General features: G+C 44.6%; 26 protein-coding genes. 9 read left to right on the forward strand and 17 right to left on the reverse strand.

Going from position 1 to position 22529, the window contains the following annotated elements; all coding sequences use genetic code 11:
- Positions 1-59 precede the first annotated feature (59 nt).
- The 6 genes from ACRD6K_RS19010 to nikR form a co-directional block, all read right to left on the reverse strand.
- A complete protein-coding gene (locus ACRD6K_RS19010; RefSeq protein ID WP_430974534.1) occupies positions 60-1283 on the reverse strand; it encodes a DEAD/DEAH box helicase in 1224 nt (407 codons plus the stop codon).
- A gap of 229 nt (positions 1284-1512) precedes the next feature.
- Positions 1513-2208 (reverse strand): urease accessory protein UreH domain-containing protein, encoded by a 696-nt coding sequence (locus tag ACRD6K_RS19015; protein WP_430974535.1) that lies wholly within the window; start codon positions 2206-2208, stop codon positions 1513-1515.
- A 14-nt stretch (positions 2209-2222) separates the two neighbouring features.
- A complete protein-coding gene (gene larB / locus ACRD6K_RS19020) occupies positions 2223-2960 on the reverse strand; it encodes a nickel pincer cofactor biosynthesis protein LarB (RefSeq protein ID WP_430974536.1) in 738 nt (245 codons plus the stop codon).
- Entirely contained in the window at positions 2957-4132 is a 1176-nt protein-coding gene (gene larC, locus ACRD6K_RS19025; RefSeq protein ID WP_430974537.1) for a nickel pincer cofactor biosynthesis protein LarC, read from the reverse strand. The genes larB and larC overlap by 4 nt, the downstream gene beginning before the upstream one ends.
- Before the next feature lie 6 nt (positions 4133-4138).
- A complete protein-coding gene (gene larE / locus ACRD6K_RS19030; RefSeq protein ID WP_430974538.1) occupies positions 4139-4975 on the reverse strand; it encodes an ATP-dependent sacrificial sulfur transferase LarE in 837 nt (278 codons plus the stop codon).
- Between the two features lie 62 nt (positions 4976-5037).
- Complete coding sequence (nikR, locus tag ACRD6K_RS19035; RefSeq protein WP_430974539.1) at positions 5038-5439, reverse strand: nickel-responsive transcriptional regulator NikR; 402 nt, start codon at positions 5437-5439, stop codon at positions 5038-5040.
- Positions 5440-5643: 204 nt separating this feature from the next.
- Here nikR and ACRD6K_RS19040 point away from each other — a divergent pair, with 204 nt between their 5' ends.
- From ACRD6K_RS19040 to ACRD6K_RS19070, 7 genes are all read left to right on the forward strand, one after another.
- Positions 5644-6324 (forward strand): queuosine precursor transporter, encoded by a 681-nt coding sequence (locus tag ACRD6K_RS19040; RefSeq protein WP_299582542.1) that lies wholly within the window; start codon positions 5644-5646, stop codon positions 6322-6324.
- Positions 6324-6971 carry a 7-cyano-7-deazaguanine synthase QueC gene (gene queC / locus ACRD6K_RS19045; RefSeq protein WP_430974540.1) on the forward strand — a complete coding sequence of 216 codons (648 nt, stop codon included), beginning with the start codon at positions 6324-6326 and terminating at the stop codon, positions 6969-6971. Before ACRD6K_RS19040 ends, queC begins: the two co-directional genes overlap by 1 nt.
- A gap of 86 nt (positions 6972-7057) precedes the next feature.
- Complete coding sequence (gene queF, locus ACRD6K_RS19050) at positions 7058-7528, forward strand: preQ(1) synthase (protein WP_430974541.1); 471 nt, start codon at positions 7058-7060, stop codon at positions 7526-7528.
- A 328-nt stretch (positions 7529-7856) separates the two neighbouring features.
- On the forward strand, positions 7857-8288 hold the full coding sequence (locus ACRD6K_RS19055; RefSeq protein ID WP_430974542.1) for a hypothetical protein: 432 nt from the start codon (positions 7857-7859) through the stop codon (positions 8286-8288).
- A gap of 39 nt (positions 8289-8327) precedes the next feature.
- On the forward strand, positions 8328-9014 hold the full coding sequence (locus tag ACRD6K_RS19060) for a hypothetical protein (protein WP_299581639.1): 687 nt from the start codon (positions 8328-8330) through the stop codon (positions 9012-9014).
- A 44-nt stretch (positions 9015-9058) separates the two neighbouring features.
- On the forward strand, positions 9059-9928 hold the full coding sequence (locus ACRD6K_RS19065; RefSeq protein WP_430974543.1) for a pirin family protein: 870 nt from the start codon (positions 9059-9061) through the stop codon (positions 9926-9928).
- Positions 9929-9939: 11 nt separating this feature from the next.
- A complete protein-coding gene (locus ACRD6K_RS19070; RefSeq protein WP_430974544.1) occupies positions 9940-10401 on the forward strand; it encodes a putative signal transducing protein in 462 nt (153 codons plus the stop codon).
- Here the strand turns inward: ACRD6K_RS19070 and ACRD6K_RS19075 are convergent.
- The 4 genes from ACRD6K_RS19075 to ACRD6K_RS19090 form a co-directional block, all read right to left on the reverse strand.
- On the reverse strand, positions 10398-10646 hold the full coding sequence (locus ACRD6K_RS19075) for a hypothetical protein (protein ID WP_299581627.1): 249 nt from the start codon (positions 10644-10646) through the stop codon (positions 10398-10400). The two genes, ACRD6K_RS19070 and ACRD6K_RS19075, sit on opposite strands and share 4 nt — an antisense overlap.
- Positions 10646-11293 (reverse strand): class I SAM-dependent methyltransferase, encoded by a 648-nt coding sequence (locus tag ACRD6K_RS19080; protein WP_430974545.1) that lies wholly within the window; start codon positions 11291-11293, stop codon positions 10646-10648. The genes ACRD6K_RS19075 and ACRD6K_RS19080 overlap by 1 nt, the downstream gene beginning before the upstream one ends.
- A gap of 48 nt (positions 11294-11341) precedes the next feature.
- Positions 11342-12259 (reverse strand): D-hexose-6-phosphate mutarotase, encoded by a 918-nt coding sequence (locus ACRD6K_RS19085; RefSeq protein ID WP_430974546.1) that lies wholly within the window; start codon positions 12257-12259, stop codon positions 11342-11344.
- A 266-nt stretch (positions 12260-12525) separates the two neighbouring features.
- Positions 12526-13650, reverse strand: coding sequence for a formylglycine-generating enzyme family protein (locus ACRD6K_RS19090; RefSeq protein ID WP_430974547.1), 1125 nt, complete (start codon positions 13648-13650; stop codon positions 12526-12528).
- A gap of 127 nt (positions 13651-13777) precedes the next feature.
- On the opposite strand from ACRD6K_RS19090, the gene ACRD6K_RS19095 reads away from it, so the two are divergent.
- Positions 13778-14542, forward strand: coding sequence for a creatininase family protein (locus ACRD6K_RS19095; RefSeq protein ID WP_430974548.1), 765 nt, complete (start codon positions 13778-13780; stop codon positions 14540-14542).
- 137 nt (positions 14543-14679) lie between these two features.
- Here the strand turns inward: ACRD6K_RS19095 and rprY are convergent, their stop codons facing one another.
- From rprY to ACRD6K_RS19120, 5 genes are all read right to left on the reverse strand, one after another.
- Positions 14680-15366, reverse strand: a complete 687-nt coding sequence (gene rprY, locus ACRD6K_RS19100) for a response regulator transcription factor RprY (RefSeq protein WP_299581612.1) — start codon at positions 15364-15366, stop codon at positions 14680-14682.
- Positions 15326-16966 (reverse strand): sensor histidine kinase, encoded by a 1641-nt coding sequence (locus ACRD6K_RS19105; RefSeq protein ID WP_430974549.1) that lies wholly within the window; start codon positions 16964-16966, stop codon positions 15326-15328. The genes rprY and ACRD6K_RS19105 overlap by 41 nt, the downstream gene beginning before the upstream one ends.
- A 331-nt stretch (positions 16967-17297) precedes the next feature.
- The gene (gene rnc / locus ACRD6K_RS19110) at positions 17298-18035 is read right to left on the reverse strand and encodes a ribonuclease III (RefSeq protein ID WP_299581606.1); all 738 of its coding nucleotides are present in this window, start codon (positions 18033-18035) and stop codon (positions 17298-17300) included.
- A gap of 4 nt (positions 18036-18039) precedes the next feature.
- Entirely contained in the window at positions 18040-19281 is a 1242-nt protein-coding gene (gene fabF / locus ACRD6K_RS19115; protein ID WP_299581575.1) for a beta-ketoacyl-ACP synthase II, read from the reverse strand.
- Positions 19282-19301: 20 nt separating this feature from the next.
- Positions 19302-19538, reverse strand: coding sequence for an acyl carrier protein (locus ACRD6K_RS19120; RefSeq protein WP_159521093.1), 237 nt, complete (start codon positions 19536-19538; stop codon positions 19302-19304).
- Between the two features lie 188 nt (positions 19539-19726).
- Between ACRD6K_RS19120 and purN the strand changes: the two genes are divergently transcribed.
- Positions 19727-20296: a phosphoribosylglycinamide formyltransferase gene (gene purN, locus ACRD6K_RS19125; protein WP_299581529.1), complete on the forward strand. Its 570-nt coding sequence runs from the start codon at positions 19727-19729 to the stop codon at positions 20294-20296.
- 91 nt (positions 20297-20387) lie between these two features.
- Here purN and ACRD6K_RS19130 read toward each other — a convergent pair whose 3' ends face one another.
- Positions 20388-21635: a peptidoglycan DD-metalloendopeptidase family protein gene (locus ACRD6K_RS19130; protein WP_430974550.1), complete on the reverse strand. Its 1248-nt coding sequence runs from the start codon at positions 21633-21635 to the stop codon at positions 20388-20390.
- 1 nt (position 21636) lies between these two features.
- Complete coding sequence (locus ACRD6K_RS19135; protein WP_299581521.1) at positions 21637-22506, reverse strand: YitT family protein; 870 nt, start codon at positions 22504-22506, stop codon at positions 21637-21639.
- Positions 22507-22529: the final 23 nt, after the last annotated feature.

Here is a 22529-nt window from a genome sequence, read left to right on the forward strand (position 1 = left end):
AAACCCTCTGTGAGCGCTTTGACTCCAGAGGGTTCTTTTATTTTAAATGGGGTTGGAACTTAGTTGCGTTTTCCTGATTTTCCCCGAAAATTTTTCTTTTTGCCGTATTTCCCTTTGCCCTTTCCTTTGGAGCTAACTTTCCAAGCAGGACCATCACCCAGGTGTGGAGGAAGTGGCGCTTTAAAGACTTCGGTTTCAATCAGCGATTCAATCTGTTGAAACTTGTACATGTCGTCCTCATTAATCAGGGTCAGGGCAATTCCGGTGGTGTTGGCACGGGCCGTACGTCCAATGCGGTGCACATAGTCTTCGGCATCACCTGGCACATCGTAGTTAACCACCAGGTTGATATCTTTAATGTCAATGCCCCGGCTTAATACATCTGTTGCCACTAAAATACGTATCTGACGGGCTTTGAAACGCATCAATACATCTTCCCGTTCTTTTTGCTCCAAATCCGAGGAGATGCCTTCTGCAATAAACCCTTTCTTTTTAAGAGCACGCGCAATCGTCGACACTTTTTTCTTAGTTGAGCTGAAAATGATGATGCTTTGGCAGTCATCCTTGCCTTCAATCAGCGATTCAATCAGCGGCGTTTTTTGATTTTCGAAGCACAAATAAGCTGCTTGCAATACGCCTTCGGCCGGTTTGCTGATGGCTGTGCTGAACTCTTTGGGATCGGTTAAAATTTTAGACGCCAGCGTGCGGATTTTGGGTGGCATGGTGGCGCTATACATTAGGGTCTGTCGTTTTTCCGGCAGGTTGCTGAAAATTTTGATGATGTCATCGTAAAAGCCAATGTCCAGCATACGGTCGGCTTCGTCCAGCACCACAAACTCAACACTGTCCAGTTGGGCAATTCCGTTGTCAAGAAAAGAAATTAATTTCCCCGGAGTAGCGACTATCAGATCAACCCCTTTGTTCAGCGCCTGACGCTGAAGTTCCCACTCGCTGCCATCGCCACCGCCATACATGGCAATGGAGGTGATGCCCAAATAATAGGCAAAGCCTTGCACTTGCTGTTCAATTTGAATGGCTAATTCGCGTGTAGGAGCAATAACCAAAGCGCGGGTTTTTCCTTCCGGGTAGCTGGCTATTTTATCCAGAATAGGAAGAATGAATGCGGCAGTTTTTCCGGTTCCTGTTTGTGCACAGGCAATTAAATCGTGCCCTTCAAGAATAATCGGTATGGTGCTTTCCTGAATGGCAGTGGCTTCTTCGAAGCCCATATCGAAAACGGCATCTAGAATGTCATCATGTAAATCAAAATCGTCAAATCTCATATAAAAAATGGAATGTGTTTCTAACTATCAGGAATAAGAATCTTGCCTTTTGAGAAAGGTGCTTGTCCGGATCTGTTCCACACAAAAGTAGTATTTTTTTTGGAGTTTAAAGGAGTGGGGTTCTGGAGTAAAAAGTTAATCCCCAGAATACAGCATCTTGAGCTCGTACCTCAATGTACTATTCCGGAGATTAAATATGGTTCTTTATCCTTTGGAGGTATGGCTCTTATTACCACCCCATAAAGACAATGCCAACTCCGCTTATCAGGATAACCATGCCGGCCAGCAAATGCAGGTAGCGTTCATGCTTTTTAAAACGAACCATCGCGCTGCCTTTGTGACCGAGGTAAACGGTTAATAGCATGGTGCCAATGGTGGCTATTCCAAAGATCAGGGATACGGTAACCATGCCGACGGTGCTGTGGGCATAGGCCGGGAAAATAAGCATGGGAATTAACACTTCGCAGGGACCAAAAACAAAAATGAGAAACAGGAGCCATGGCGTTAACTTGGTGTTATCTTCTTTTTCTTCAGCAGAAAGATGTTGCCATTCGCTTACTTTTTTAGGAACCAGAAAGGCTGGTAGATGGCTGTGAGGCACACTTTTCAGGTATTTGTAAATTCCGTAGATGGAGTAACCCAGTCCAAAGGCCAGTAACAGCCAACCGACCATTTCGCCGCGGATCGCTTCAATTGATTCGAGCTTGTTGAGGCTGATTCCCAAGGCAATTCCAAGGCAACCAATCAGGACGGAGCTGGCAACGTGCCCTACGCCGGAAACAAAGGTAATCCACATTGTTTTGTTGCTCGACCATTGTCTGGCTTTACTCAATACAATGAAAGGCAGGTAGTGGTCAGGACCTAAAATGGTATGAATAAAACCTAGCGAGGCGGCTGAAAGAGATAGTAAATACAGTTCGTTCATTTTATTTGTTTGCTTTAGAGTTTATTGATTAGTGAAGCTTGGCAGCCTGCGCCAAAGCCATTGTCGATGTTGACCACGCTAACGCCACTGGCACAGCTGTTGAGCATGGATAGTAAAGCGGACAGCCCTTCAAAATTGGCTCCATAGCCAATGCTGGTGGGCACACCGATCACCGGTTTGTCTACCAATCCGCCAACCACACTGGCCAAAGCGCCTTCCATGCCGGCCACGACGATAATCACACGCGCATTGCGGATCAATTCCAGGCGATGAAACAGGCGATGGATGCCTGCCACTCCCACGTCGTAGATTTTTTCAACGCGGTTACCCAGAAAAAGGGCTGTTTCAACGGCTTCTTCGGCCACAGGAATGTCGGAAGTTCCGGCTGCAACAATCGCAATATAGCCTTTTGTTGCAGGTGTTTGGCTCTGTTTGTAAGTAATGGTTTTGGCCAGCTCGTTGTATTGAGCCCCCGGAATTCGCTGTTTCACGCTTTCAAACATTGCTGGAGTGGCGCGTGTGGCAAGTACATCAATTCCTTTTTGGTACATGCGTTCGGCAATCAGACTCACCTGCTCCACGGTTTTGCCTGAGGCATAAATTACTTCCGGCAGACCGGTTCTGCTCAACCGGTCGGTGTCGATGGTGGCAAAACCCATTTCTTCAATTCCGCGGTCGGGAAAATGTTCCAGAGCTTCTGTCAGGCTGATCTCTCCTTTTTTATATTTCTCCAGCAGTTCTTTGGGACTCATGATTCCAGTTGCTTACGAATTTCTTTTTCAATTTCTGAAAGGCTGACCTTATGTTTTAAAGCCAGCTTTTTACAGTCTTCAAATTCCGCTTTTGAACGAACCCGTTGTCCGTCAAAATAACTGTTTTTCACCCGAACAGGGCCATAAGAGGTTGCGACCGTTGTTTCTTCGCGACGCAGTTTGTTTTTGCTTACGCGGTATTCGCGTATGCCCAACGAGGTGCTGTGTTTGAAAATCACATTTTTAAGATTGAAGGCCTGTTCCAGCGGGCATAATACGGAAACCTGAACGGCCGGGCGTGACTTTTTCATGATGATGGGCGTGAGCCAGGCATCGTTGGCGCCGGCATCAAAAAGTTGATCCAGCAAAAAATCATAATGCTCAGGATTCATATCGTCAATGTTGCTTTCCAGCACGAGGGCTTCCTCGGTGCTAACATCATGCAGGGACTGAACATCTTCGAGCAAGTACACGCGCAAAACATTGGGAACTTCGCTGTCGCGATTGCCAATGCCGTAAGCTGTTTTTGTAATGGGCAGATTGATGTGCCCGGTAAACTGATCGACCGTGGCAACCAGAATAGCTGCACCGGTGGGCGTGGTGGCTTCGTGGTTTACGAGGCCGGTTTTGACGGGAACGTTTTTTACAATTTCAGCCGTAGCAGGAGCGGGCACGGGCATAATGCCATGGGCACACTTAACGGTTCCGGCACCCAGTTGAATGGGAGAGGCCATCACCTTATCCACCTTCAGGTAATCAAGACAAATAGCAGCCCCGACAATATCGGCAATGGAGTCGAGCGCCCCTACCTCATGGAAATGGACTTTCTCTTTTGAGATGTTGTGAACTTTGGCTTCAGCTTCGGCTACCAGATCAAAAATCTTTAATGCATTGGTTTTGACTTGTTGTGGCAGCGAACTGTTGTTGACAATTTCTTCCACGTGTCTCAGATGACGGTGCTTTTCATTATCCGGGTTTTCAATAATCACATCGGCTTTGGTGCCGGTTATGCCCCGTCGCTGGTCTTGTTTTATTTCGAGGTGAAAACCTTCAATATTGAGTTTTTCCAATTCTGTTTTCAGGTAGTTGGCGTCAACACCCAGGTCAAGCAAGGCGCCTAAATTCATATCGCCACTTATTCCTGCAAAACAATCGTAATATAGAATTTTCATAGCTGGTTATTTCGTGTAATTAATTCCTTTCAAAGCCCGGTTCAATTTCCCGGACACCAAGCCTTCTTTGTCTATTTGAACTTTCTGAAAGCCAAATGCTGCAATCTTTTCAACCACTTCCTTTTCAAGGATTAACAGCTTTTGTATTTCGGAGGGCTGAACTTCTACTTTGGCATAGTCTCCATAGTGTCGAACGCGCACATCCCGGAATCCCATTTCGTTGAGGTAGTTTTCGGCTGCTTCAACCTGCTGCAGTTTTTCACGGGTAATTTGGTGGTTGTAAGGGATGCGTGAACTCAGGCACGGGCTGGCGGGTTTGTCCCAGTTGGGCAACTCAAAATACCGGGCTATCTGGCGCAGCTCTTCTTTGCTGATCTGGCAGTCAGTCATAGGAGACAATACCTGGTACTTGGCTGCAGCTTGCAAGCCGGGCCGGTAGTCGCCCAGATCGTCCTGATTGGTTCCGCTTAAAACATCAAAAGTGGGGTATTTCTGCTGGATGGTCTGCAAGTCGTGAAACAGGTGCTCTTTACAAAAATAGCAGCGATTTTCCGGGTTTTGATTGTAGCGCAGGTCGCTGAGCTCCTCTGTTTTGATGATCTCCAGGTGGATGTCAAAGTCCTGGCAGAACGATTGAGCCAGCTCAAAGTCCTTTGTTTTCAAACTCTCGGAGTTGGAGATTACACCAATGGCATTGTCCTTCCCCTGAAATTTCCGGGCAAGAAAAAGAACCAGCGTTGAATCGATTCCTCCGGAAAAAGCAACAATGGAGCCTTTTCGCTCGGAATACCATTTTTCCAGCAGGTTGAGTTTATTTTGAAGTTGGGGGTCTGGATTGTTCATGTTTTCTGATTTTCATTGGGTTGACAGAAATTTTAACCGAATGACAAGGCTGGATAAAATGCCTAGTCAGCCCGGCTCATTGAGAGCTTGCCGTGTTGTATGCCTTTTATTGTGATTAATTTGTCGGCCAGTTCGGTCAGTCGTTTGGCAACTCCTTTGATGGCTAAAATTTCCATGTGTTTTGCCGGACTTAAGATTAACCGCTGGGTCGACAAAATTTCTTCATGGTATTGAGCCATAACATCGGCAAGTTGAGCGAGAATTTCCCGGCGACTGGGATCATAGACCAAAGTCACTGAGCCTGCTACCAAGTTGTTGCATTGCCATTTTTGTTCAGCAATGTTCCGGCTGATTAACTGGCGGATGGCCTGCGAACGGTTGGAGAAATGATTTTCCTTAACGTATTGGTCCAACGCATCCAGCAGGTCTTTTTCCAGGGAAACTCCAAATCGGGAAACACTCATAGTAACATCTTTTAGTGAAAAGGTAACATTTTATCAAAATTAATAAAAATTGAATAGGGTAGGAGCTGTTAACATTTATTTGCTAGTTGCCTCAGATCTTGATAGATCGATTTTAAAATGGCGGATTGCATCTCAGGAAAAACAATTATCTTTGCGGAAGTATGAACATCGTGTGCTTGGTAACCACGTAAAAAACAAGAAATCATGAAGAACAAAGTATCTGTCTTATTCCTGTTGGCAGGAGTATTGTTTGCTGCCTGTCTGTTAATCTCAAACATTTTAGCGTCAAAAATTATTCTCATTGGGCCTTGGTCGGCACCAGCGGGTGTGTTGATTTTTCCATTGGCTTACATCATCAATGATGTGATTGCAGAAGTGTGGGGCTATGCGAAAGCACGGTTGATTATCTGGGCTGGCTTTGGTGTTAACGTTTTGGCCGCTTTCTTTTTTATGCTGGCCATTAGCATGCCGTCGGCTCCATTCTATGAAGATCAGGCCGCTTTTCAGTCCATTCTGGGAAGTTCCATTCGTATTGTTTTTGCCAGTTTAATGGCCTATGTCGTTGGTTCTTTTTTGAATGCCTATGTAATGAGTAAGTTCAAACTGATGACTCAGGGAAAGAATTTCTCGTTGCGAGCCATTGTATCAACCTTGGCGGGAGAGGGAGCTGACTCGCTGATTTTTATTACGATTGCTTTTGCCGGTATCTTCCCAATACCCGTTATTCTGGGGATGATTCTGACACAGGCCTTGCTGAAAACAGCCTATGAAATCCTGGTTTTGCCCCTGACTTTTCAAGTGGTGCAAAAGGTAAAATCCATTGAAGGGGTAGATACCTTTGATGAAAACATTTCCTACAATCCATTTCGCTTAAAAGAAATCTGATGAAAAAGGTATTGGTTGTGTTTTCAGGCGGGCAGGATTCAACGACTTGTCTGTACTGGGCCAAATCTCAATTCGACAGTGTTGAAGCCATTTCATTTGATTACGGCCAAAAGCACCGGTTAGAGTTGGAACTGGCCACTTCGATTGCTGAGCGAGCTGGCATTCCTTTGCATGTCTTTCAGCTTGATCTATTGTCGCAATTGACCAGCAATGCGTTAACGGATCCTGCCTTGGCGGTGGAAACGGATAAACCAGCTGACCGTCCTCCCAATACCTTGGTTGAAGGGCGTAATCTCTTGTTTCTGACTTATGCTGCCATATTTGCCAAATCCAAAGAGATTCATCACCTGGTAACTGGAGTTGGGCAGGCTGACTACAGTGGCTATCCGGATTGTCGGGATGAGTTTATCCGGTCCTTGAATCAAACCCTGAACCTGTCTATGGATTACCCGTATGAAATTCATACGCCTTTGATGTGGAAAACCAAAGAAGAAATTTGGCAGTTGGCTGATGACTTGGGGGTATTCGATTTGGTTCGGTACGAAACGCTCACATGCTACAACGGACTGGTTGGAGCGGGTTGTGGACAGTGTCCGGCTTGTCGCTTGCGCCAAAATGGTTTGGAGGCCTACTTAAAAAGACGGTAAAAGAGCTGCGCTACTTGTGGGGCTTTCTCCACAAGACCGCTAGCTGAAGACGATTTCCTTATAGTTTAATTACAAATTACTGGTTTATGAATGAGTTAAAACAATTGGGCAACGAAACCAATTATTCGTTTGATTACAGCCCTGAAGTGTTGGAAGCTTTTGATAACAAGCATCCGGACAATGATTACTGGGTGAAATTTAATGCCCCGGAATTTACAAGCTTATGCCCGATTACTGGTCAGCCCGATTTTGCCACCATTTACATCAGTTATGTGCCGGGTAAAAAAATGGTTGAAAGCAAGTCGCTGAAGTTGTATTTATTTAGTTTTCGCAATCGTGGCGACTTTCATGAAGATTGTATCAATATCATTATGAAAGACCTGATTGGGTTGATGAATCCCAAATACATTGAAGTGTGGGGGAAGTTTTTACCTCGTGGGGGCATCAGCATCGATCCGTATGCCAACTATGGGCAGCCGGGTACCAAGTATGAGGAACTGGCGTGGTTTCGGATGCAGCGTCATGATTTAAACCCGGAGCGTGTAGACAATCGCTAGCTTATAATTGGCGTCGGGAAATGAAAGTCAGCTCCTTTTTTATTTCTAAATAGGTTATACTTTATTATGTGTATTGAGTATAGCTACTTTTTTTGTTGGCTTTTTTAAGAAAGATGCACTTTGTTTAAAGGGCTGTGATGCCCTTTGGTTCACTCCTCGAGGATTGTTTTAAATTGACGTTGTTAGTCGTGTTTTTGTGTTGATTCAAAAAAAATAGCGGGGTTGTTTGTTATCATGTGAAATATTATTGCTAAATTTAACAAGAGTTGATTCTGGCAAAAGGACTAAATTCTTGTTTGCTGACTCCTAAAATCTAAACAGCCGAGCTATGAAATATTTCAAGACAGCTGCCCTTGTTTTTTCAATTCTTGTTATGGCCTCGTGTTCTTCGCCTACAAGTACTGACTCCATCAAGCGAGACCATGTGGTAGGTTCCTGGCAACTGGCTGAAAAGGAGAAGGATGATTCAGCGATCCAAAAGCAGGATTCAACAGGAAGGTTAGTAACTAGTTTTAAGCTAAATTCGGATTCGACAGCTACCGTGGTGGTTTATGACAGGGGGGCTAAAAGTGATATTTCAGGAAACTGGAAGTGGAAAGCGGAAAAGAAGATGGGGAACAGCACTTTTGGACTGAGTTTAAAAAGTGATGTTGTCATTGAAGTTCAGGGAAAGATAATTCTTAGCTTACTCCTTGAAAAAGTGGATGGAGAAATACGACTGACAGTTGGAAAACATGTTTATTTAGTATCCCAATCGTAGTTGGAGAATAAAATCAAAACCAGACTAAAAAGAACAGGTATGAAAAAGACAATCAACAGGCTGAGTGGGTTTATCGTGGCCCTTTTCCCTCTGGTAATAGCTGCAGTGATTAGCTTCTTTCTGTACAATGAATGGCCTAATATGCTGGGGATTGTGCTTAGTTTGTTGCTTGTAAGTGCTGCCTGTTGGGCTGGATATTCCATTTACGTGAAAGTTCAACGGAACGGAATAATTGATTTCCTGACTGTTGTCAATGCTTCTCCTGATTTGGATAATTTGGAGCCAACTGCCGATAGCCAAACGAAACAGAGAAGCCCGCAGGAATTGGTCGATTTATGGGACCAGGGACTGAACGTATTTAAAGGAGGAACAATTCGAATCTTTGGTGATTGGTTTGGTGCCCCCTACGAATACCCTGTAAAAATTAATGCTGTTGGTTATGACAATTTTTCCAAAACAATGACGTTGAGCTTTGACAAAGGCATACAAATACGTCTCCGGGAACCTGGAGCAATTCTGGAGTCCCGAAGTTTTCTTCGGATTTTATCGGCTTCGGATGTCTACCTTGAATTTCAAGATAATACGAATGAACAGGATGAACCCGGTACATACTTTAAAAGCTATAAGGTGGAAAATAACGAAGTAAAAGCGAGTACTTCCATCGGTGGGGAACAAGCCCGAATGGAGGCTTCCATTGGGCACGATGCCTTGATTGTTTATCGCTAATCATTCAATTAGTAAAAACCAAATACCCTCTACTTCAAATAATAATGTCAACGATTGAATTAATAGAAAAAGAACAAGCAACTGCAATTGGCGATTTCCTGGTGGGGCGATGGTTGCCTTTTCAGCAAAAAACAACCGTAGGACCTTTTGTTTTTGTCGATCCTGTGGGGCCCACGGTTTTGGAATCCGGAGAAACCCTGGATATTGCGCCACACCCGCACATCGGACTTTCGGCAATGACGTATTTGTTTGAAGGGACTATTCTCCATCAGGATAGTCTGGGGACGGAAGTGGAACTTCAGCCCGGAGCTGTTGGTTGGATGACTGCCGGCAAGGGCATGGTTCATTCGGAGCGGACACCTAATTATCTGCGACAAATGCGTAAGCCATTGCATGGGCTGCAGGTTTGGGTGGCATTGCCTAAACAGCAGGAAGAGCTTGAACCTTCATTTGTTCATGTTGAAGCCAGCGAGCTTCCGGAATGGGAACAGCAAGGGGTTCAGATTAAATTGATTGCTGGCGAAGCTCTTGGGCAGAAATCACCGGTGCCGGTTCACAGCGGTCTATTTTTTATGGAGCTGAAAAGTACGCATCGTGTTTCGTTAACTTTTGGGGCCGAACTGTTGGGCGAAAAAGCCTTGTATCTGCGGAAAGGGCATATTCAACATGAAGGGCATACTTACATGCCCAATCAGTTTTTTGTTCCGCAGGGAAGTCATTTGTGTTCCTTTGAAATGGAGGAGCAATCGGTTGTCTATCTATTTGGAGGTGAGCCTTTAGTAGAAGAGCGTGCGATGCATCGGAATTTTGTTCATTCTGACCCCAAACGGATTGAAGAAGCGAAACAAGCTTGGGAAGACCATGCATTTTCGCCTGCTTTCGAAGAAATGGATTGTTTGTCAAATTCACAATAAACGATATGCCAATGGAACAGCCTTTTGACGATGCTTGGAAAACCCTGATGGCTTTTACTTATCCACATGAAGCACACCTTGCGGAAAGTTTTCTGAAATCAGAAGGAATTGACTGCGTGCTGGTTGATGAAATGACCGTTCAGGTCCACAACTTTTATTCGAATGCTATTGGAGGAATAAAACTTCAGGTCAGGGAGTCGGACTATGCTGAAGGGCTGGAAGTATTGAAAAAGGGTGCTTATGCACCCTCGGTGTCCGGATCGTCTAAAGTTGTTCGTTTGTCAATGTCAGATCATGTGGATCAGGAACATTGTCCGTTTTGTCAGTCGGAAAACATAAGCCTTAACCGAAAGCCAGGCGTGTTGATGATTATTGTTTATTTTATTTCCGGCTTATTATTTCCGTTTATGAAAAGAAGTTACACCTGCTTTGACTGCGGACAGCATTGGAAATTTGTAAAAACCACTGGTTAACTTTTTAGCTCGCACGCATTGGCAATTTTCAAATTAAAGACTGAAGGATAACTACGCATTAATTCTTTCATGCCGGTGTTGAGAATCGACATAACCTCATCATATTCTCCGCGAATCAAGGTGCTCATGGTGCCCGGTTCAACCACTATTTCTGGCTGACTGTTGAGTATCTCCAGGAGTTGAAAAACCGGTTGATCGTACTTTTCGGTAAGCGGGTAATAACTTATTTCGACAGTAATGTACATCAGCTTGCTTTTTGAACGGTGGCTGCCATGAAAACACCTGGGATGGCTTCTTGATCGGTGGTTTCGCTGACGAGTTTAAATTCAGGTGAAAGATGAACGCCGGTTTTGATAACTGGTTTTCCAAAGGAAGACAAGTGTTCAAGCAGTTCGGTTTCATTCATAAAATGACCGTGTTTAAAAACCGGGTCCTGCGCTTTGTTTTTGCCAAGGACCGAGTCGGCATTCAGGCAGCCGGCAATAAGCCATCCGCCGGGTTTGAGAACTCGCCTGATTTCGGCAAAAGCCCGTGGGATATCTCCGCAAAACTCCAGGGCCGTAACGACTGCAACCTGATCAAAATGATTATCGGGGAAGGGCAGCTGTAAAACACTAGCCATTTGAATTTGTGTGTTGGGCAGGTCTTTTTTTCTGGCTTGCTCAAGCATCGCCTCCGACACATCGGTGGCTATAATGTTAAAACCATGTTGACTGAAAAAAGCGGTCCAGTGTCCGGTGCCGCAGCCAATTTCCAAAAGGTTTCCGGGGGCAATGGGCTGGATTAAATCTTCAATCAGTTGTTTTTCCTGAAGGTCAATCTGCTTTCCTAAAGCAGTTCCATAGTAGGCGTCATATTCTTGAGCAATATCTTTTTCGGCAAATATATTCATTTTGAAGCTAAATTCGGTTAACAATTACGATGGCGAAAAATGCCGGTTTTATACTTCCAGTCCAATGATGGTGGCTGTTTGGTGCGATTCGCCCGGAGCCAGGGTGATGCTGTGTTTAAAGGCGTTGGTGGCTTCCACGCAAACAAAGGTTTCGTAGCCATCATCCGGCATGTCTTGCATATTCAGGCAAGCTTCTTGTCCCGGATTCCAAACGGTGGTTACCTGGCTTCCTGCTTTTTGAACCTGAATCCTTCGGCGAAAAACAGGGTCTGCAATTATCACGGGAGTTTGGGTGTCCAGGTAGTGGCGTGTGACCGGTTCGGAAATGGTCAGGTTCGCCTCTTCCTGAATGGCATTTGCCTTGGTGAGCTGGTTGTAATAGGTCGTTCCCTGCAAGCCTTCGATGTGAATATTCTCAATGCCTGACAGGTTAAAATACGAATGCAGGGCGCAGCTGTACTCAAAGGCTTCGGTTGAGGTGTTGGTGACGTTCAGGATCAGTTTTAGCGCGGCGCCAACGGTAATGACCAGTTCGGCCGAAAAATCGTGCGGCCAATAGGCTTTGGTGGCTTCCGAGGCGTTTAACTGAAAGCGAATTAAGGTTTCGCCATTGGCCTCTGCCCGGGTTTCAATAACCTCCCAATACATCAGGCGTCCAAAGCCGTGCTGAGGCAGTTGCGGGTCTGAATTGTGCGGGCCAAACCACGGAAAACAAACCGGAATTCCACCCCGAATAGCCTTGCCTTCTTCCGAAAAACTAGACGGACTCATCCATAGTAACTCAAAGGTGTTGTGCGGAGTAAAACTCATCACATGGGCGCCATAAAGGCAAATGTCTGCCTGTGCATATTTGTTGGACACGCTGATGAATGGCAGTTCACCTTCCATTTCTATAAACCCTAGTTCGCCTTCTAGGCTAAATTTCTCATCCAGTAAATCGATATCAAGGGGAGATTCTAAATTCATTTTGTCTGTTTTAATCCGTTAATGCTTTTGTTCTTCGATGGTTGAAATGAATCGATGAAAAGGAATGCCCTTCCATTCATTTGCGCCGGAATCGAAGAAAAACTACGAATGGTATTGCTGTTCTAAGCTAATGATATCATCATGAATCAGATTTAGATTTTTCAACTTCATCATTCGCAATAAAAGTCCTAAAACTACAAAAACAAAAGAGAATCTTGAGGGTGAAATGCAAAAGTTTGCGGGTGTCCCGCTTCATGCTTTGGACCTTATTTGGCAGAAACGACACAGCGAAACCCCGTATGGTTGAGGCTGGTGTCCCAGCTTGTTTTCATACGTGCTGCCACCCGAAATCCGGAGCAGTATTGGTCGTTGCACAAAAAAGAGCCACCTCGGGTAACTTTCTTTTGAGCATAAGGCTCATCCGGATCAAAGGGCTGGTCGGGTCCTGGTGGATTGTGGGTGATCCCTTCCGTTAAGCAGGTTTGGTAATAATCGCTTCGATACCAGTCGGCGCACCATTCCCAGACATTGCCTGCCATATCGTACAAACCATATCCATTCGGGGCGAATTGTTTCACTGGGGCAGCTCGCTCAAAACCGTCCTTGGCCAGATTTTCGTAAGGGAACTTTCCATCCCAGGAATTGGCTTTCACCTGCCCCTCATGAATTCGTTCGTTGCCCCAGGGGTAGATGATGGCCTGATGTCCTCCGCGGGCAGCGTATTCCCACTCAGCCTCGGTGGGGAGTCGTTTGCCTGCCCATTGGGCATAGGCCGCTGCATCTTCCCATGATACGTGCACCACCGGGTAGTTTTCCCTGCCTTCAAGCGAGCTGCCGGGCCCTTCCGGATGACGCCAGTCAGCTCCTGATACCCAGCTCCACCAAATTGTCGGGTTGTTCAACGAAACAGGACCATCGGTGGGTTTGAAAACCAGCGATGCGGCAACCAGCATTTCCTCTGGCGGCTTAGGGCTTCCCGGAGGAACTTGTTTTTTCAGCTCTTCCCAGTCGGGTTTTCGTTCGGCCGTGGTTACATAGCCGGTAGCAACAACAAACGCCTGAAATTGCTTGTTGGTTACTTCGTGTTCATCCATGTAAAAGGGGGAGATTGTCACTTCGTGGTGAGGAAATTCATCGGGACGGCCCCAAATAGAATCGCCTCCCATGGTGAAACTCCCTCCCGGGATATAGACCATTCCTTCCAACTTTGCCTTTGCTGCAGTGGTTTCGCTAATTGCAGGTTGGCCTGCAACGGCAAACCGATCGGGTAAGTTGGAACAGCAACTGAGGGTGGAATCACTGTCTTCGGCATGTTGCTCTTTTTTCTTTTCAGGAGTGGATTGGCAACCTAGCAGGCCTGAAAGGGCTAAAATATATGCGAGTTGTTTCATGAACAGTCAATTTAGAACCATTAAACAGCTGCTGTTGAAAAGGGTTTAGCGGACTGGCTTATTTAGAATAAGAATTTGAGAAACAGAATTTAGTGTTTAATTTCAAGCATCTTAAAATTGAACGATCATGACATCAGCCTATTTAGCAGAAAATAATTGGAAGACGATCAAAGACCAGGATATTGAGTTGGTCATCCTTCCGTGGGGAGCCACTGAAGCTCACAACTACCATTTGCCCTATGCTACCGACAATTACCAGGTAGAAGCTATTTCAGGGGCTGCCGTGCAAAAGGCCAATGAACAAGGTGCAAAGGCGATCGTATTACCCGCTATTCCTTTTGGCGTGAATACCGGACAGCAAGACCTCAAACTGACCATTAACTTTTATCCGTCAACCCAAACGAAAATATTGGGAGATGTGGCAGAAAGTTTGAGCCGGCAGGGAATTCGTAAGCTTTTAATCATGAATGGACATGGAGGAAATGATTTTAAGCAAATTATCAGGGAGGTGAATGTCCGTTTCCCAGGGATGTTGATTTGTACCAGTTCGTGGTTCAAACTTTCCGACAGAGATCGTTTTTTTGAGGCTCCGGGCGATCATGCTGATGAGTCGGAAACCAGTTTGATGATGTATTTGCGCCCGGACTTGGTTTTGCCTTTGAGTGAGGCAGGAAAGGGCGAAAGCAAGTCATTCCGGCTGGAGGCGTTTAATGAAGGTTGGGTATGGGCTGAGCGGAAATGGAGCCAGGTTAGTAAGGATACCGGCATTGGGTCTCCTTATTTGGCAAGTGCAGAGAAAGGGCGGGAGTTTTTCGAATACCTGGTGGAGCAGTATAGCCAGTTTGTACTTCAACTCTCCAAGCTTGATTTGGATGAAGGCTTGTTCGAATAACTGTTTGGAAGGCGTTTTTCTGTGCGATGCGATTTTAAAAGTCGGTATTAATTTTCAGGAAATGTGCCGACAATAGTGCATAAAAAATCCCACCCTGGTTATTGGGCGGGATTTTTGGTATTGTGTGCGTCTTTCACTTACATAATCAGTTTATAGCCTTTCCCGTGCACATTGATAATTTCAACGGTGGGCTCATCTTTTAGATGTTTGCGCAATTTGGTGATGTACACATCCATGCTTCGGGCATTGAAATAGTTGTCATCAATCCAGATGGTTTTCAATGCAAAGTTGCGTTCCAGCACATCATTGGCATTGTTGCACAGCAGACGTAAGAGTTCCGACTCTTTGGTTGTCAGTTTCACGGTTTCGCCATCGGTTACCAGGGTTTGCTTGCGGTGGTCGAAAGTGTATTTCCCCAGTTGGTAAGTCGATTGCTCGGCCCCTTTGCTGTCGCTGGTGCGGCGCAGGATTGCTTCAATCCGAAAGATTAACTCTTCCATGCTGAATGGTTTGGTGATGTAGTCATCAGCTCCCATTTTGAAGCCTTCCAATACATCCTCTTTCAGGTTTTTAGCCGTCAGAAAAATAATAGGCACGTCGGAATTGATCATCCGGATGTCCTTAGCCAGAGTCATCCCATCTTTTTTAGGCATCATAATGTCGAGGATGCACAGGCTGTATTGATTTTTCTTGAAGCCCTCGTAAGCGACTTCGCCATCGCCGAAAAGGTCAGTGTCGTATCCTTTGGCTATCAAATATTCTTTTAATAAGAGGCCCAGGTTCTCATCGTCTTCGGCCAATAAAAGTTTTGCTTTTGTTTCCATTTACTTTCATATTTAGTGGAAAATAGATCATAAATTTTGTTCCTTTATTTAAGGCACTCTCAACTTTAATTTTTCCCTGATGAGAGTCTATGATTTTCTTCACGTAACTAAGTCCCAGTCCAAAGCCTTTTACATCGTGCACGTTTCCTGTCGGAACCCGGTAAAAACGTTCGAAAATCTGATCTTGATGCTCTTTGGCAATTCCTATGCCATTGTCTTTAATTGAAACGACCACAAAATCTTTTTTGTTCTCTGTTTTTACGTCAATTGCCGGGGTGTCCTTGCTGTACTTCATGGCATTGTCCAACAGGTTAAAAATGACGTTGGTAATGTGCACTTCGTCTCCTTTAATCAGGTCGTTGTCAGCCATGATGATTGAGGTAAGTGTGCCGTTTTTGCTTTTAACCCGTAATTCAAAGTTAAGGATTACATTGTTAATCAATTCATTTAAATGAACTTCTTTGAATTTAAGTTTTAAGCGGCCTTCATTGAAAACCGCCATTTGAAGGACTTTCTCAACCTGAAAACTTAAACGCTTACTTTCCTGCAAAATCACATTGGAAACATGCTCAATGGTTCGTGGCGTGTTGCTAACGCTATTGTCGTGAAGCATTTGGCTAGCCAGGGAAATGGTTGAAATGGGGGTTTTCAACTCGTGAGTCATGTTGTTGATAAAGTCATTTTTTATGCTCGATAGTTTTTTCTGTTTCAAAATGATCAGAATGGTGTACACAAAAATACCGATCAGCATGGCCGTTAAAATGGCTGTTGGAATAACCATCAAGCCGGCTTCTTTAAGCAGATAGCTTTGTCGTTTAGGAAAGTGGATAAACAGGTAATTGGCTTTGGGGTCACGGTCGTTGGCAAAAAGATTGGTGCGGTAAGTGACTTTATTTTGCAAATCAAATTCCGCGTTTCCCATTACCCGCCGCTGTTCTTTCCCCGGAGGGAAGGTGTAAACGGCATATTTGTATTCCAGGTCGATGTTCGAATTTTCAAATTCACGTTGAATTTCGTGTTCCAGTAATTTCTGATTGATACGCTCCTTAATCGGGAGCTGTGAGAACATAACTTCGTTTTGGAGCAAGCGGTACATATTGGCTTTTTCGTTCATCCGCCGTTCATACTCTTGCGCAAAATAAATGTCGTAATCATGAATTTCGTCAAAGGCCGAAGGAAAATCACCAGGCATTCCACGCTCGTTGTTGAAAATGGAATTGGTGTCGTTATAGGTAATCGAAAGCTCTTCCTTGTAGTTGCTGTTTCCTTTTTGTTTTGAGTAGCGGAATGAGATATTTACCTGACCTTGTCGGGCTTGGGCAGGGTCGGCCGTTCCTCCCGGAAATATATTGTTTGTTTGATTGCCGCGCGGGAAGATTGAACCACTGTAGTTTTGTCGGTTGGTTTGGGCAATAAGCTGAGCGGCTTCTTCTAATTCCAAACTACGCACAACCTGTCGGATCGAACGGTTTACCGTCTGATCAAATTGTTCCTCCTTTATCTGAAAAGCCTTTTTAATTGAATTGGTTTGAACCAGGATCAGGCTCGTCATTACAGTGGCCATGATCACAATTAAAAAAATGATAACTCTTCTACTCATAGGTACAAAGATAAACTTTAAAATATAGGGCAATTCGCTGCTTAACAATATTTAACATTGCTGGCAACAAAGGGATTCCCAAGCGGTTTTGGCGACTAAAGTCTTAACAGGCTTTAACATTCGTTTGCACCCTTAAACGCTTCTAGTCTCTATATTTGTAACAAGCAAATGTAGAAGAATACTTTACAGAACAAGAGACAAACAGCATTTTTTTTAGAAATGGAATTTAGGTTTTAGTTTTTGAAGCGGAGTCGAGCAGCTCCGCTTTTTTTGTGCTCTATCGAAAGGAACGCTTATTTTGTTCGTCTTGTTTTGGAAGGATAAATCTCCCTTAGGTATTTAGGGTGTCCAGCTTGGCAAGGGCTTCTTTCGATGCGTTTTGCTGCGATTCTTTCTTGGAACTGCCTTGTCCTTTTCCCACAACCTGATTTTCGATGGAAATGGTTGACTGGAAAAGTGGTTGACGGTTCGTTGCGCTTGTTTTTTCTACCGTTTCAAAGTTTACATCTTTTTTGTTTTTCTGGCTCCACTCAATTAACTGGCTTTTGTAATTGGTGTTGGTGTGTTGAACCTTTTCCAGATTAACTTGCTGCAGAAGCAGTTTACGGATGATGAATTGCCGGGTTACCTGGTAGCCTTTGTCGAGGTACAAGGCACCAATAATGGCTTCCAGCGCATCGCCGTAGATGTGGCTGTTTTCTTTGGTGTTGTTGGTGTTGGACTGGATGTAGTAGTTCAGCCCGATTTGAAAGGTTAATTCGGTCAGGAAGCTGCGGTTGACCAATTTGGAGCGCATTTGGGTTAAAAACCCCTCATCCATGTTGGGGAAACGGTTATACAAAAATTCCGCGATTACTGCTCCTAAGATGGCGTCGCCCAAGTATTCCAGACGTTCATTATTAACCCAATTTCCTTGCGAATCCGTTTTAGAAGCTGACCGATGGGTAAGCGCCGTTTCGTAAAGCTTGAGGTTGTTTGGAGTACTGTTAAATAGTGCTCTTAAAAATAAATAAAACTCTTTTCTCGGTGAAGAAAAGAGTTTTATTTTTTGTGCGATATTTCTAATCACTTATTCAGTATTTCTTAAAAATAACAGTCGCATTGTGTCCTCCAAAACCAAAGGTATTGCTTAGGGCATAATTTACATTACGCTCTTTGGCTTTTCCAAAGGTGAAATCCAATTTACTGTCAATCTCAGGATCATCAGTAAAATGATTGATTGTTGGAGGGATAATTCCATCTTTGATGGCCAGAATGGAGGCAATGCCTTCAATAGCACCCGCTGCTCCCAGCAAGTGTCCGGTCATCGATTTGGTGGAACTGATGCTTAAATTATAAGCATGCTCGCCAAAACATTTTTGAATTGCTTTTGGCTCTGCAATATCTCCTAGCGGAGTAGAGGTCCCGTGAACATTGATATAGTCAACGTCTTCCGGTTTTATGCCGGCATCTTCCATAGCCCATTTCATGACTAGAGTAGCGCCTTTGCCGTCAGGATCAGGGGCAGTCATGTGGTAAGCGTCAGCAGACATTCCTCCACCGGCAACTTCGCCATAAATTTTAGCTCCACGTTTTACAGCGTGTTCATACTCCTCAAGAATAAGGGCGCCTGAACCTTCACCCATCACAAAACCATCACGGTCTTTGTCGAATGGGCGGGATGCTGTTTTGGGATCGTCATTTCTGGTCGAAAGTGCACGCATGGAATTGAAACCACTTAGTCCGGCTTCGTTAATTGCTGCTTCTGATCCCCCTGTGATGAACAGGTTGGCTTTGCCCATGCGGATGTAATTGAAGGCTTCAATTATGGCATGAGAGGCCGAGGCACAAGCAGAAACTGTCGTGAAGTTTGGTCCTCTGAATCCGTAACGGATGGAGAGCATACCCCCGGCAATATTGGCAATCATTTTCGGAATAAAGTACGGGTTAAACTTGGGGCGTTCAATATTGTAGGCCCGGGATTCTTCAAAGAATGTTTGAAGTCCTCCGATTCCTGCTCCCCAAATGACTCCGGCACGATCTTTATCGATGGTTTCCAGGTCAAGACCTGAATCTTCCATTGCTTGTTGTGCCGCAGCATAGGCATACAAAGTGTAAAGATCGTGCTTGCGCACTTCCTTTTTCTCTACATAAACTGTAGGGTCAAAGTCTTTGACTTCGCATGCAAACTGAGTTTTTTGCAGATCAACGTCGAATTTGGTAATTCGACCAGCTCCGCTTACTCCGTTTTTTAGCCCTTCCCAAAACTCCTCAACAGAATTACCAAGCGGGTTCACGGTTCCAAGTCCGGTAATAACTACCCGTTTAAATTCCATAAATGTTTAATTCAAATTTATTACTTTACGTTTGCCTCGATGTGCGAAACAGCTTCTCCTACTGTCGAAATCTTCTCTGCTTGATCGTCTGGAATAGCTAAGTCGAATTCTTTTTCGAATTCCATGATCAACTCAACAGTATCAAGCGAATCTGCACCTAAGTCATTTGTAAATGAAGCTTCGTTAGTCACTTCACTTTCGTCAACGCCTAATTTGTCGACAATAATTGCTTTAACTTTACCTGCAATGTCAGACATAGTTCTAATTTTAAGTTAATATTCAATTTTGTTTTTAAAAAATCCGGTGCAAAGTAATAAATTTACCCAAAATATATCAAAGAAAAATCGAAATAAATAGCTGTTTTGAGCTGTAAGTTGTTGATTATCTAAATTATATTTGAACATTCGGGTCCAGTATTCAAAAATAAATCAGAATAGAAAAAAAGATGAAGAAGATTGCCATTTTCGCCTCAGGATCAGGTACTAATGCTCAGAAAATTATCGAGTATTTTGAGAATAGCCGACACGTTTTGGTCGATTCTTTGTGGTCGAATAATGAGAATTCCTATGCCTTAATTCGTGCGGAACGACTTGGAGTTGAAACTTTTACTTTTTCTCGTGACGAGTTTTATCAGAGCATCGATGTGTTGGAAGAGCTGAGTGAACGTAAAATTGACCTCATTGTGCTTGCCGGATTTCTTTGGCTGGTGCCAAAATACCTTACGGAAGAGTTTCCGGTTATTAATATACACCCGGCTTTGTTACCCAAATATGGCGGAAAAGGCATGTATGGGAAATTTGTTCATGAAGCGGTGGTCAAGAATAAGGATAAGGTGTCGGGGATTTCTATTCATTATGTGAACGATCGTTACGATGAAGGCGCTATTATTTTTCAGACCACCTGTGATTTGGCGCCCGGTGACACGGCTGATGATGTTGCCCAAAAGGTGAGTGAACTGGAGCATGAACATTACCCACGTGTTATTGAAGAGGTGCTTTTTGCCGACGAGGATTAGTTTTATATACAACAACTGCCACACGGAAGAATGTTCGCATGTGGCAGTTGGCGGTAGTTTTACTCCAAGGGCAGAAAACCTGCCCGTTTGTTTAGCTCGACAGCGGGATTAATTCCAATTGCCTGCTTAACGAATCTTTCACGGCCTCAAAAGCAGCCTTGTTGGCTTCGTTTACCGGTTCTACCGGGGGTGCTTCTACCTTGAGAGGGTCCATGGGGGAGCCGTTTCGGAAAACCCGGAAGTCGAGGTGCGGCCCTGTAGCCAGACCGGTTGCTCCCACATAACCAATTATTTGTCCTTGCTTGACGCGAACTCCTGGTGCAATGCCTTTGGCATACCCATGCAGGTGCATGTAACAGGTGGTGTAAACCGAGTTGTGCTTAATGTAAACATAGTTGCCTCCGCCGCGACGCTGGTAGGCTTTGCGGGTTACCACGCCATCGCCAATCGAGCGGACCGGTGTGCCGGTTGGGGCCGCATAATCCACACCATGGTGCGGGCGTCTGATTTTTAATACCGGATGATAGCGGCTGTTTGAAAAGCGGCTGCTGATGCGTGAAAACTCCAGAGGCGACTTCAGAAAAGCCTTTTTAAGACTATTGCCTTCCTGATCGAAATAGCTTAGGCTGCTGTCTTGTTCAAACTGAAAAGCATAAAAATCCTGCTTCATGTGCTGAAACTGGCAGGCAAAAATTTCACCAATACCGATGGGCGTGGAATCCACATACATTTCTTCATAAATGACCCGGAACTGGTCGCCACGCTGGATACCGTAGAAGTCGATGGTCCACTGGTAAATGTCCGACAGTTCATTGGCCAGCACCGGGTTGATGTTATTTTCCGTCATGGCATTCCAAAGCGACGATTTAATGGTGCCCGAGGCGGTTCGTAACTGGCGGTGGATTGGTTTCTGCCCCCGGTAAATGTTGATGGAATCCCCCAGTTGGTAAACCACATAGTCGGTGTTGTCAATTTCGTAAATAAAGTAAGCCGGGGTTTGCAGGCTGTCTTTCTTCAGAAAAAAGTGGTAGGGGTTTTTATGCTTGATTTTTCGCACATCAAAAATAGCTTTTGATTTTCGTGCGAGCTGGTCAATCATTTGGTACGAAATATTCTTTTTTACCAGAATATCGGACAGGTTCTGGTTGCGCTGGATGTTGCGGGTTTCAATATGGAATGAATCGGCAGGGAGCCCGAATAGCAAAACCGGCTCCGGAATGGGGATTGGTTCTGGTTCGGGAATGGGCTCCGGCTTGGGAGCCGGAGGATTGACTGAAAATAGAACGAATAAACTTGTAGCGGCTAATAAAAAAACAACTTCTGCAATATATTTCTTCATATTAATGTTTCATCTTGTCAAACCCTTGTCCGTAAACGCCCATGACACTTCCCATCGAAATAAACGCCTCAGGGTCTATTTCCTTTAGCTTTCTGAAAATCAGGCTGGATTCCCGTTTCCGGACAACGGTCATTACTATTTTTACATTTTTCTGGGTGTACCAACCCGTTGCGTCCATTACCGTAACGCCTCGACCTACATTATTATTGACGTAATTGGCAATTTCTTCAAATTTTTTCGAAAATATAAAAATTTGCGCAGAAGCATTCGATCCATTTAAAAAAGCATCAATTGCATAAGAAACTACCCACATGTTAACAAAACCGTAAACGAGTTTTCCGGGCGACTGAAACACAAAATAACTGGAGGCAATAATAATAACATCGCAATACAAGATGATTCGTCCCGGGCTGATGTTCCGATTCTTGTTGATGATCATCGCAATGATGTCGGTTCCTCCGGTGCTCCCACCGCGGGTAAAAACAATGCCAATACCTGCACCGCCCAGCATACCTCCGAGCACGGCTGAAAGGAAGGTGTCGTCAATCAGCGGAGTGGTGACGATTCCGGGAGTTAACCAAAACAGGAAGGTCGCCACGGCCATGCTAAAGATGGTTTTAATGCCGAAGCTTGTTCCCAGTGCTTTGATTGCAATAAGAATGAGCACCGCATTGATAACAAAATATGACACGGCAATTGGAATGGAGGTTCCATAAAAAATAACTGCCGACAACCCACTGACTCCGCCTCCGGTTATTTCGGCCGGAATCAGAAATACAGTCCAACACAGGACGTAAAGCGCCATGCCAAAGGTGATTACCAGGTAATCCATGAAGGTTGTTTTCAATTTTTCTTTGTATTCTTTTGTCATTTCCTCTTCCTATTTTGATTGCT

The sequence above is a fragment of the Sunxiuqinia rutila genome (assembly GCF_050589705.1).
Taxonomy (GTDB): Bacteria; Bacteroidota; Bacteroidia; order Bacteroidales; family Prolixibacteraceae; genus Sunxiuqinia; species Sunxiuqinia rutila.

Bases quoted from the DNA above. Each gene is read 5' to 3' on its own strand.
- ACRD6K_RS19010 (WP_430974534.1), bottom strand. From the start codon at position 1,283: ATGAGATTTGACGATTTTGATTTACATGATGACATTCTAGATGCCGTT.
- ACRD6K_RS19015 (WP_430974535.1), bottom strand. From the start codon at position 2,208: ATGAACGAACTGTATTTACTATCTCTTTCAGCCGCCTCGCTAGGTTTT.
- larB (WP_430974536.1), bottom strand. From the start codon at position 2,960: ATGAGTCCCAAAGAACTGCTGGAGAAATATAAAAAAGGAGAGATCAGC.
- larC (WP_430974537.1), bottom strand. From the start codon at position 4,132: ATGAAAATTCTATATTACGATTGTTTTGCAGGAATAAGTGGCGATATG.
- larE (WP_430974538.1), bottom strand. From the start codon at position 4,975: ATGAACAATCCAGACCCCCAACTTCAAAATAAACTCAACCTGCTGGAA.
- nikR (WP_430974539.1), bottom strand. From the start codon at position 5,439: ATGAGTGTTTCCCGATTTGGAGTTTCCCTGGAAAAAGACCTGCTGGAT.
- ACRD6K_RS19040 (WP_299582542.1), top strand. From the start codon at position 5,644: ATGAAGAACAAAGTATCTGTCTTATTCCTGTTGGCAGGAGTATTGTTT.
- queC (WP_430974540.1), top strand. From the start codon at position 6,324: ATGAAAAAGGTATTGGTTGTGTTTTCAGGCGGGCAGGATTCAACGACT.
- queF (WP_430974541.1), top strand. From the start codon at position 7,058: ATGAATGAGTTAAAACAATTGGGCAACGAAACCAATTATTCGTTTGAT.
- ACRD6K_RS19055 (WP_430974542.1), top strand. From the start codon at position 7,857: ATGAAATATTTCAAGACAGCTGCCCTTGTTTTTTCAATTCTTGTTATG.
- ACRD6K_RS19060 (WP_299581639.1), top strand. From the start codon at position 8,328: ATGAAAAAGACAATCAACAGGCTGAGTGGGTTTATCGTGGCCCTTTTC.
- ACRD6K_RS19065 (WP_430974543.1), top strand. From the start codon at position 9,059: ATGTCAACGATTGAATTAATAGAAAAAGAACAAGCAACTGCAATTGGC.
- ACRD6K_RS19070 (WP_430974544.1), top strand. From the start codon at position 9,940: ATGGAACAGCCTTTTGACGATGCTTGGAAAACCCTGATGGCTTTTACT.
- ACRD6K_RS19075 (WP_299581627.1), bottom strand. From the start codon at position 10,646: ATGTACATTACTGTCGAAATAAGTTATTACCCGCTTACCGAAAAGTAC.
- ACRD6K_RS19080 (WP_430974545.1), bottom strand. From the start codon at position 11,293: ATGAATATATTTGCCGAAAAAGATATTGCTCAAGAATATGACGCCTAC.
- ACRD6K_RS19085 (WP_430974546.1), bottom strand. From the start codon at position 12,259: ATGAATTTAGAATCTCCCCTTGATATCGATTTACTGGATGAGAAATTT.
- ACRD6K_RS19090 (WP_430974547.1), bottom strand. From the start codon at position 13,650: ATGAAACAACTCGCATATATTTTAGCCCTTTCAGGCCTGCTAGGTTGC.
- ACRD6K_RS19095 (WP_430974548.1), top strand. From the start codon at position 13,778: ATGACATCAGCCTATTTAGCAGAAAATAATTGGAAGACGATCAAAGAC.
- rprY (WP_299581612.1), bottom strand. From the start codon at position 15,366: ATGGAAACAAAAGCAAAACTTTTATTGGCCGAAGACGATGAGAACCTG.
- ACRD6K_RS19105 (WP_430974549.1), bottom strand. From the start codon at position 16,966: ATGAGTAGAAGAGTTATCATTTTTTTAATTGTGATCATGGCCACTGTA.
- fabF (WP_299581575.1), bottom strand. From the start codon at position 19,281: ATGGAATTTAAACGGGTAGTTATTACCGGACTTGGAACCGTGAACCCG.
- ACRD6K_RS19120 (WP_159521093.1), bottom strand. From the start codon at position 19,538: ATGTCTGACATTGCAGGTAAAGTTAAAGCAATTATTGTCGACAAATTA.
- purN (WP_299581529.1), top strand. From the start codon at position 19,727: ATGAAGAAGATTGCCATTTTCGCCTCAGGATCAGGTACTAATGCTCAG.
- ACRD6K_RS19130 (WP_430974550.1), bottom strand. From the start codon at position 21,635: ATGAAGAAATATATTGCAGAAGTTGTTTTTTTATTAGCCGCTACAAGT.
- ACRD6K_RS19135 (WP_299581521.1), bottom strand. From the start codon at position 22,506: ATGACAAAAGAATACAAAGAAAAATTGAAAACAACCTTCATGGATTAC.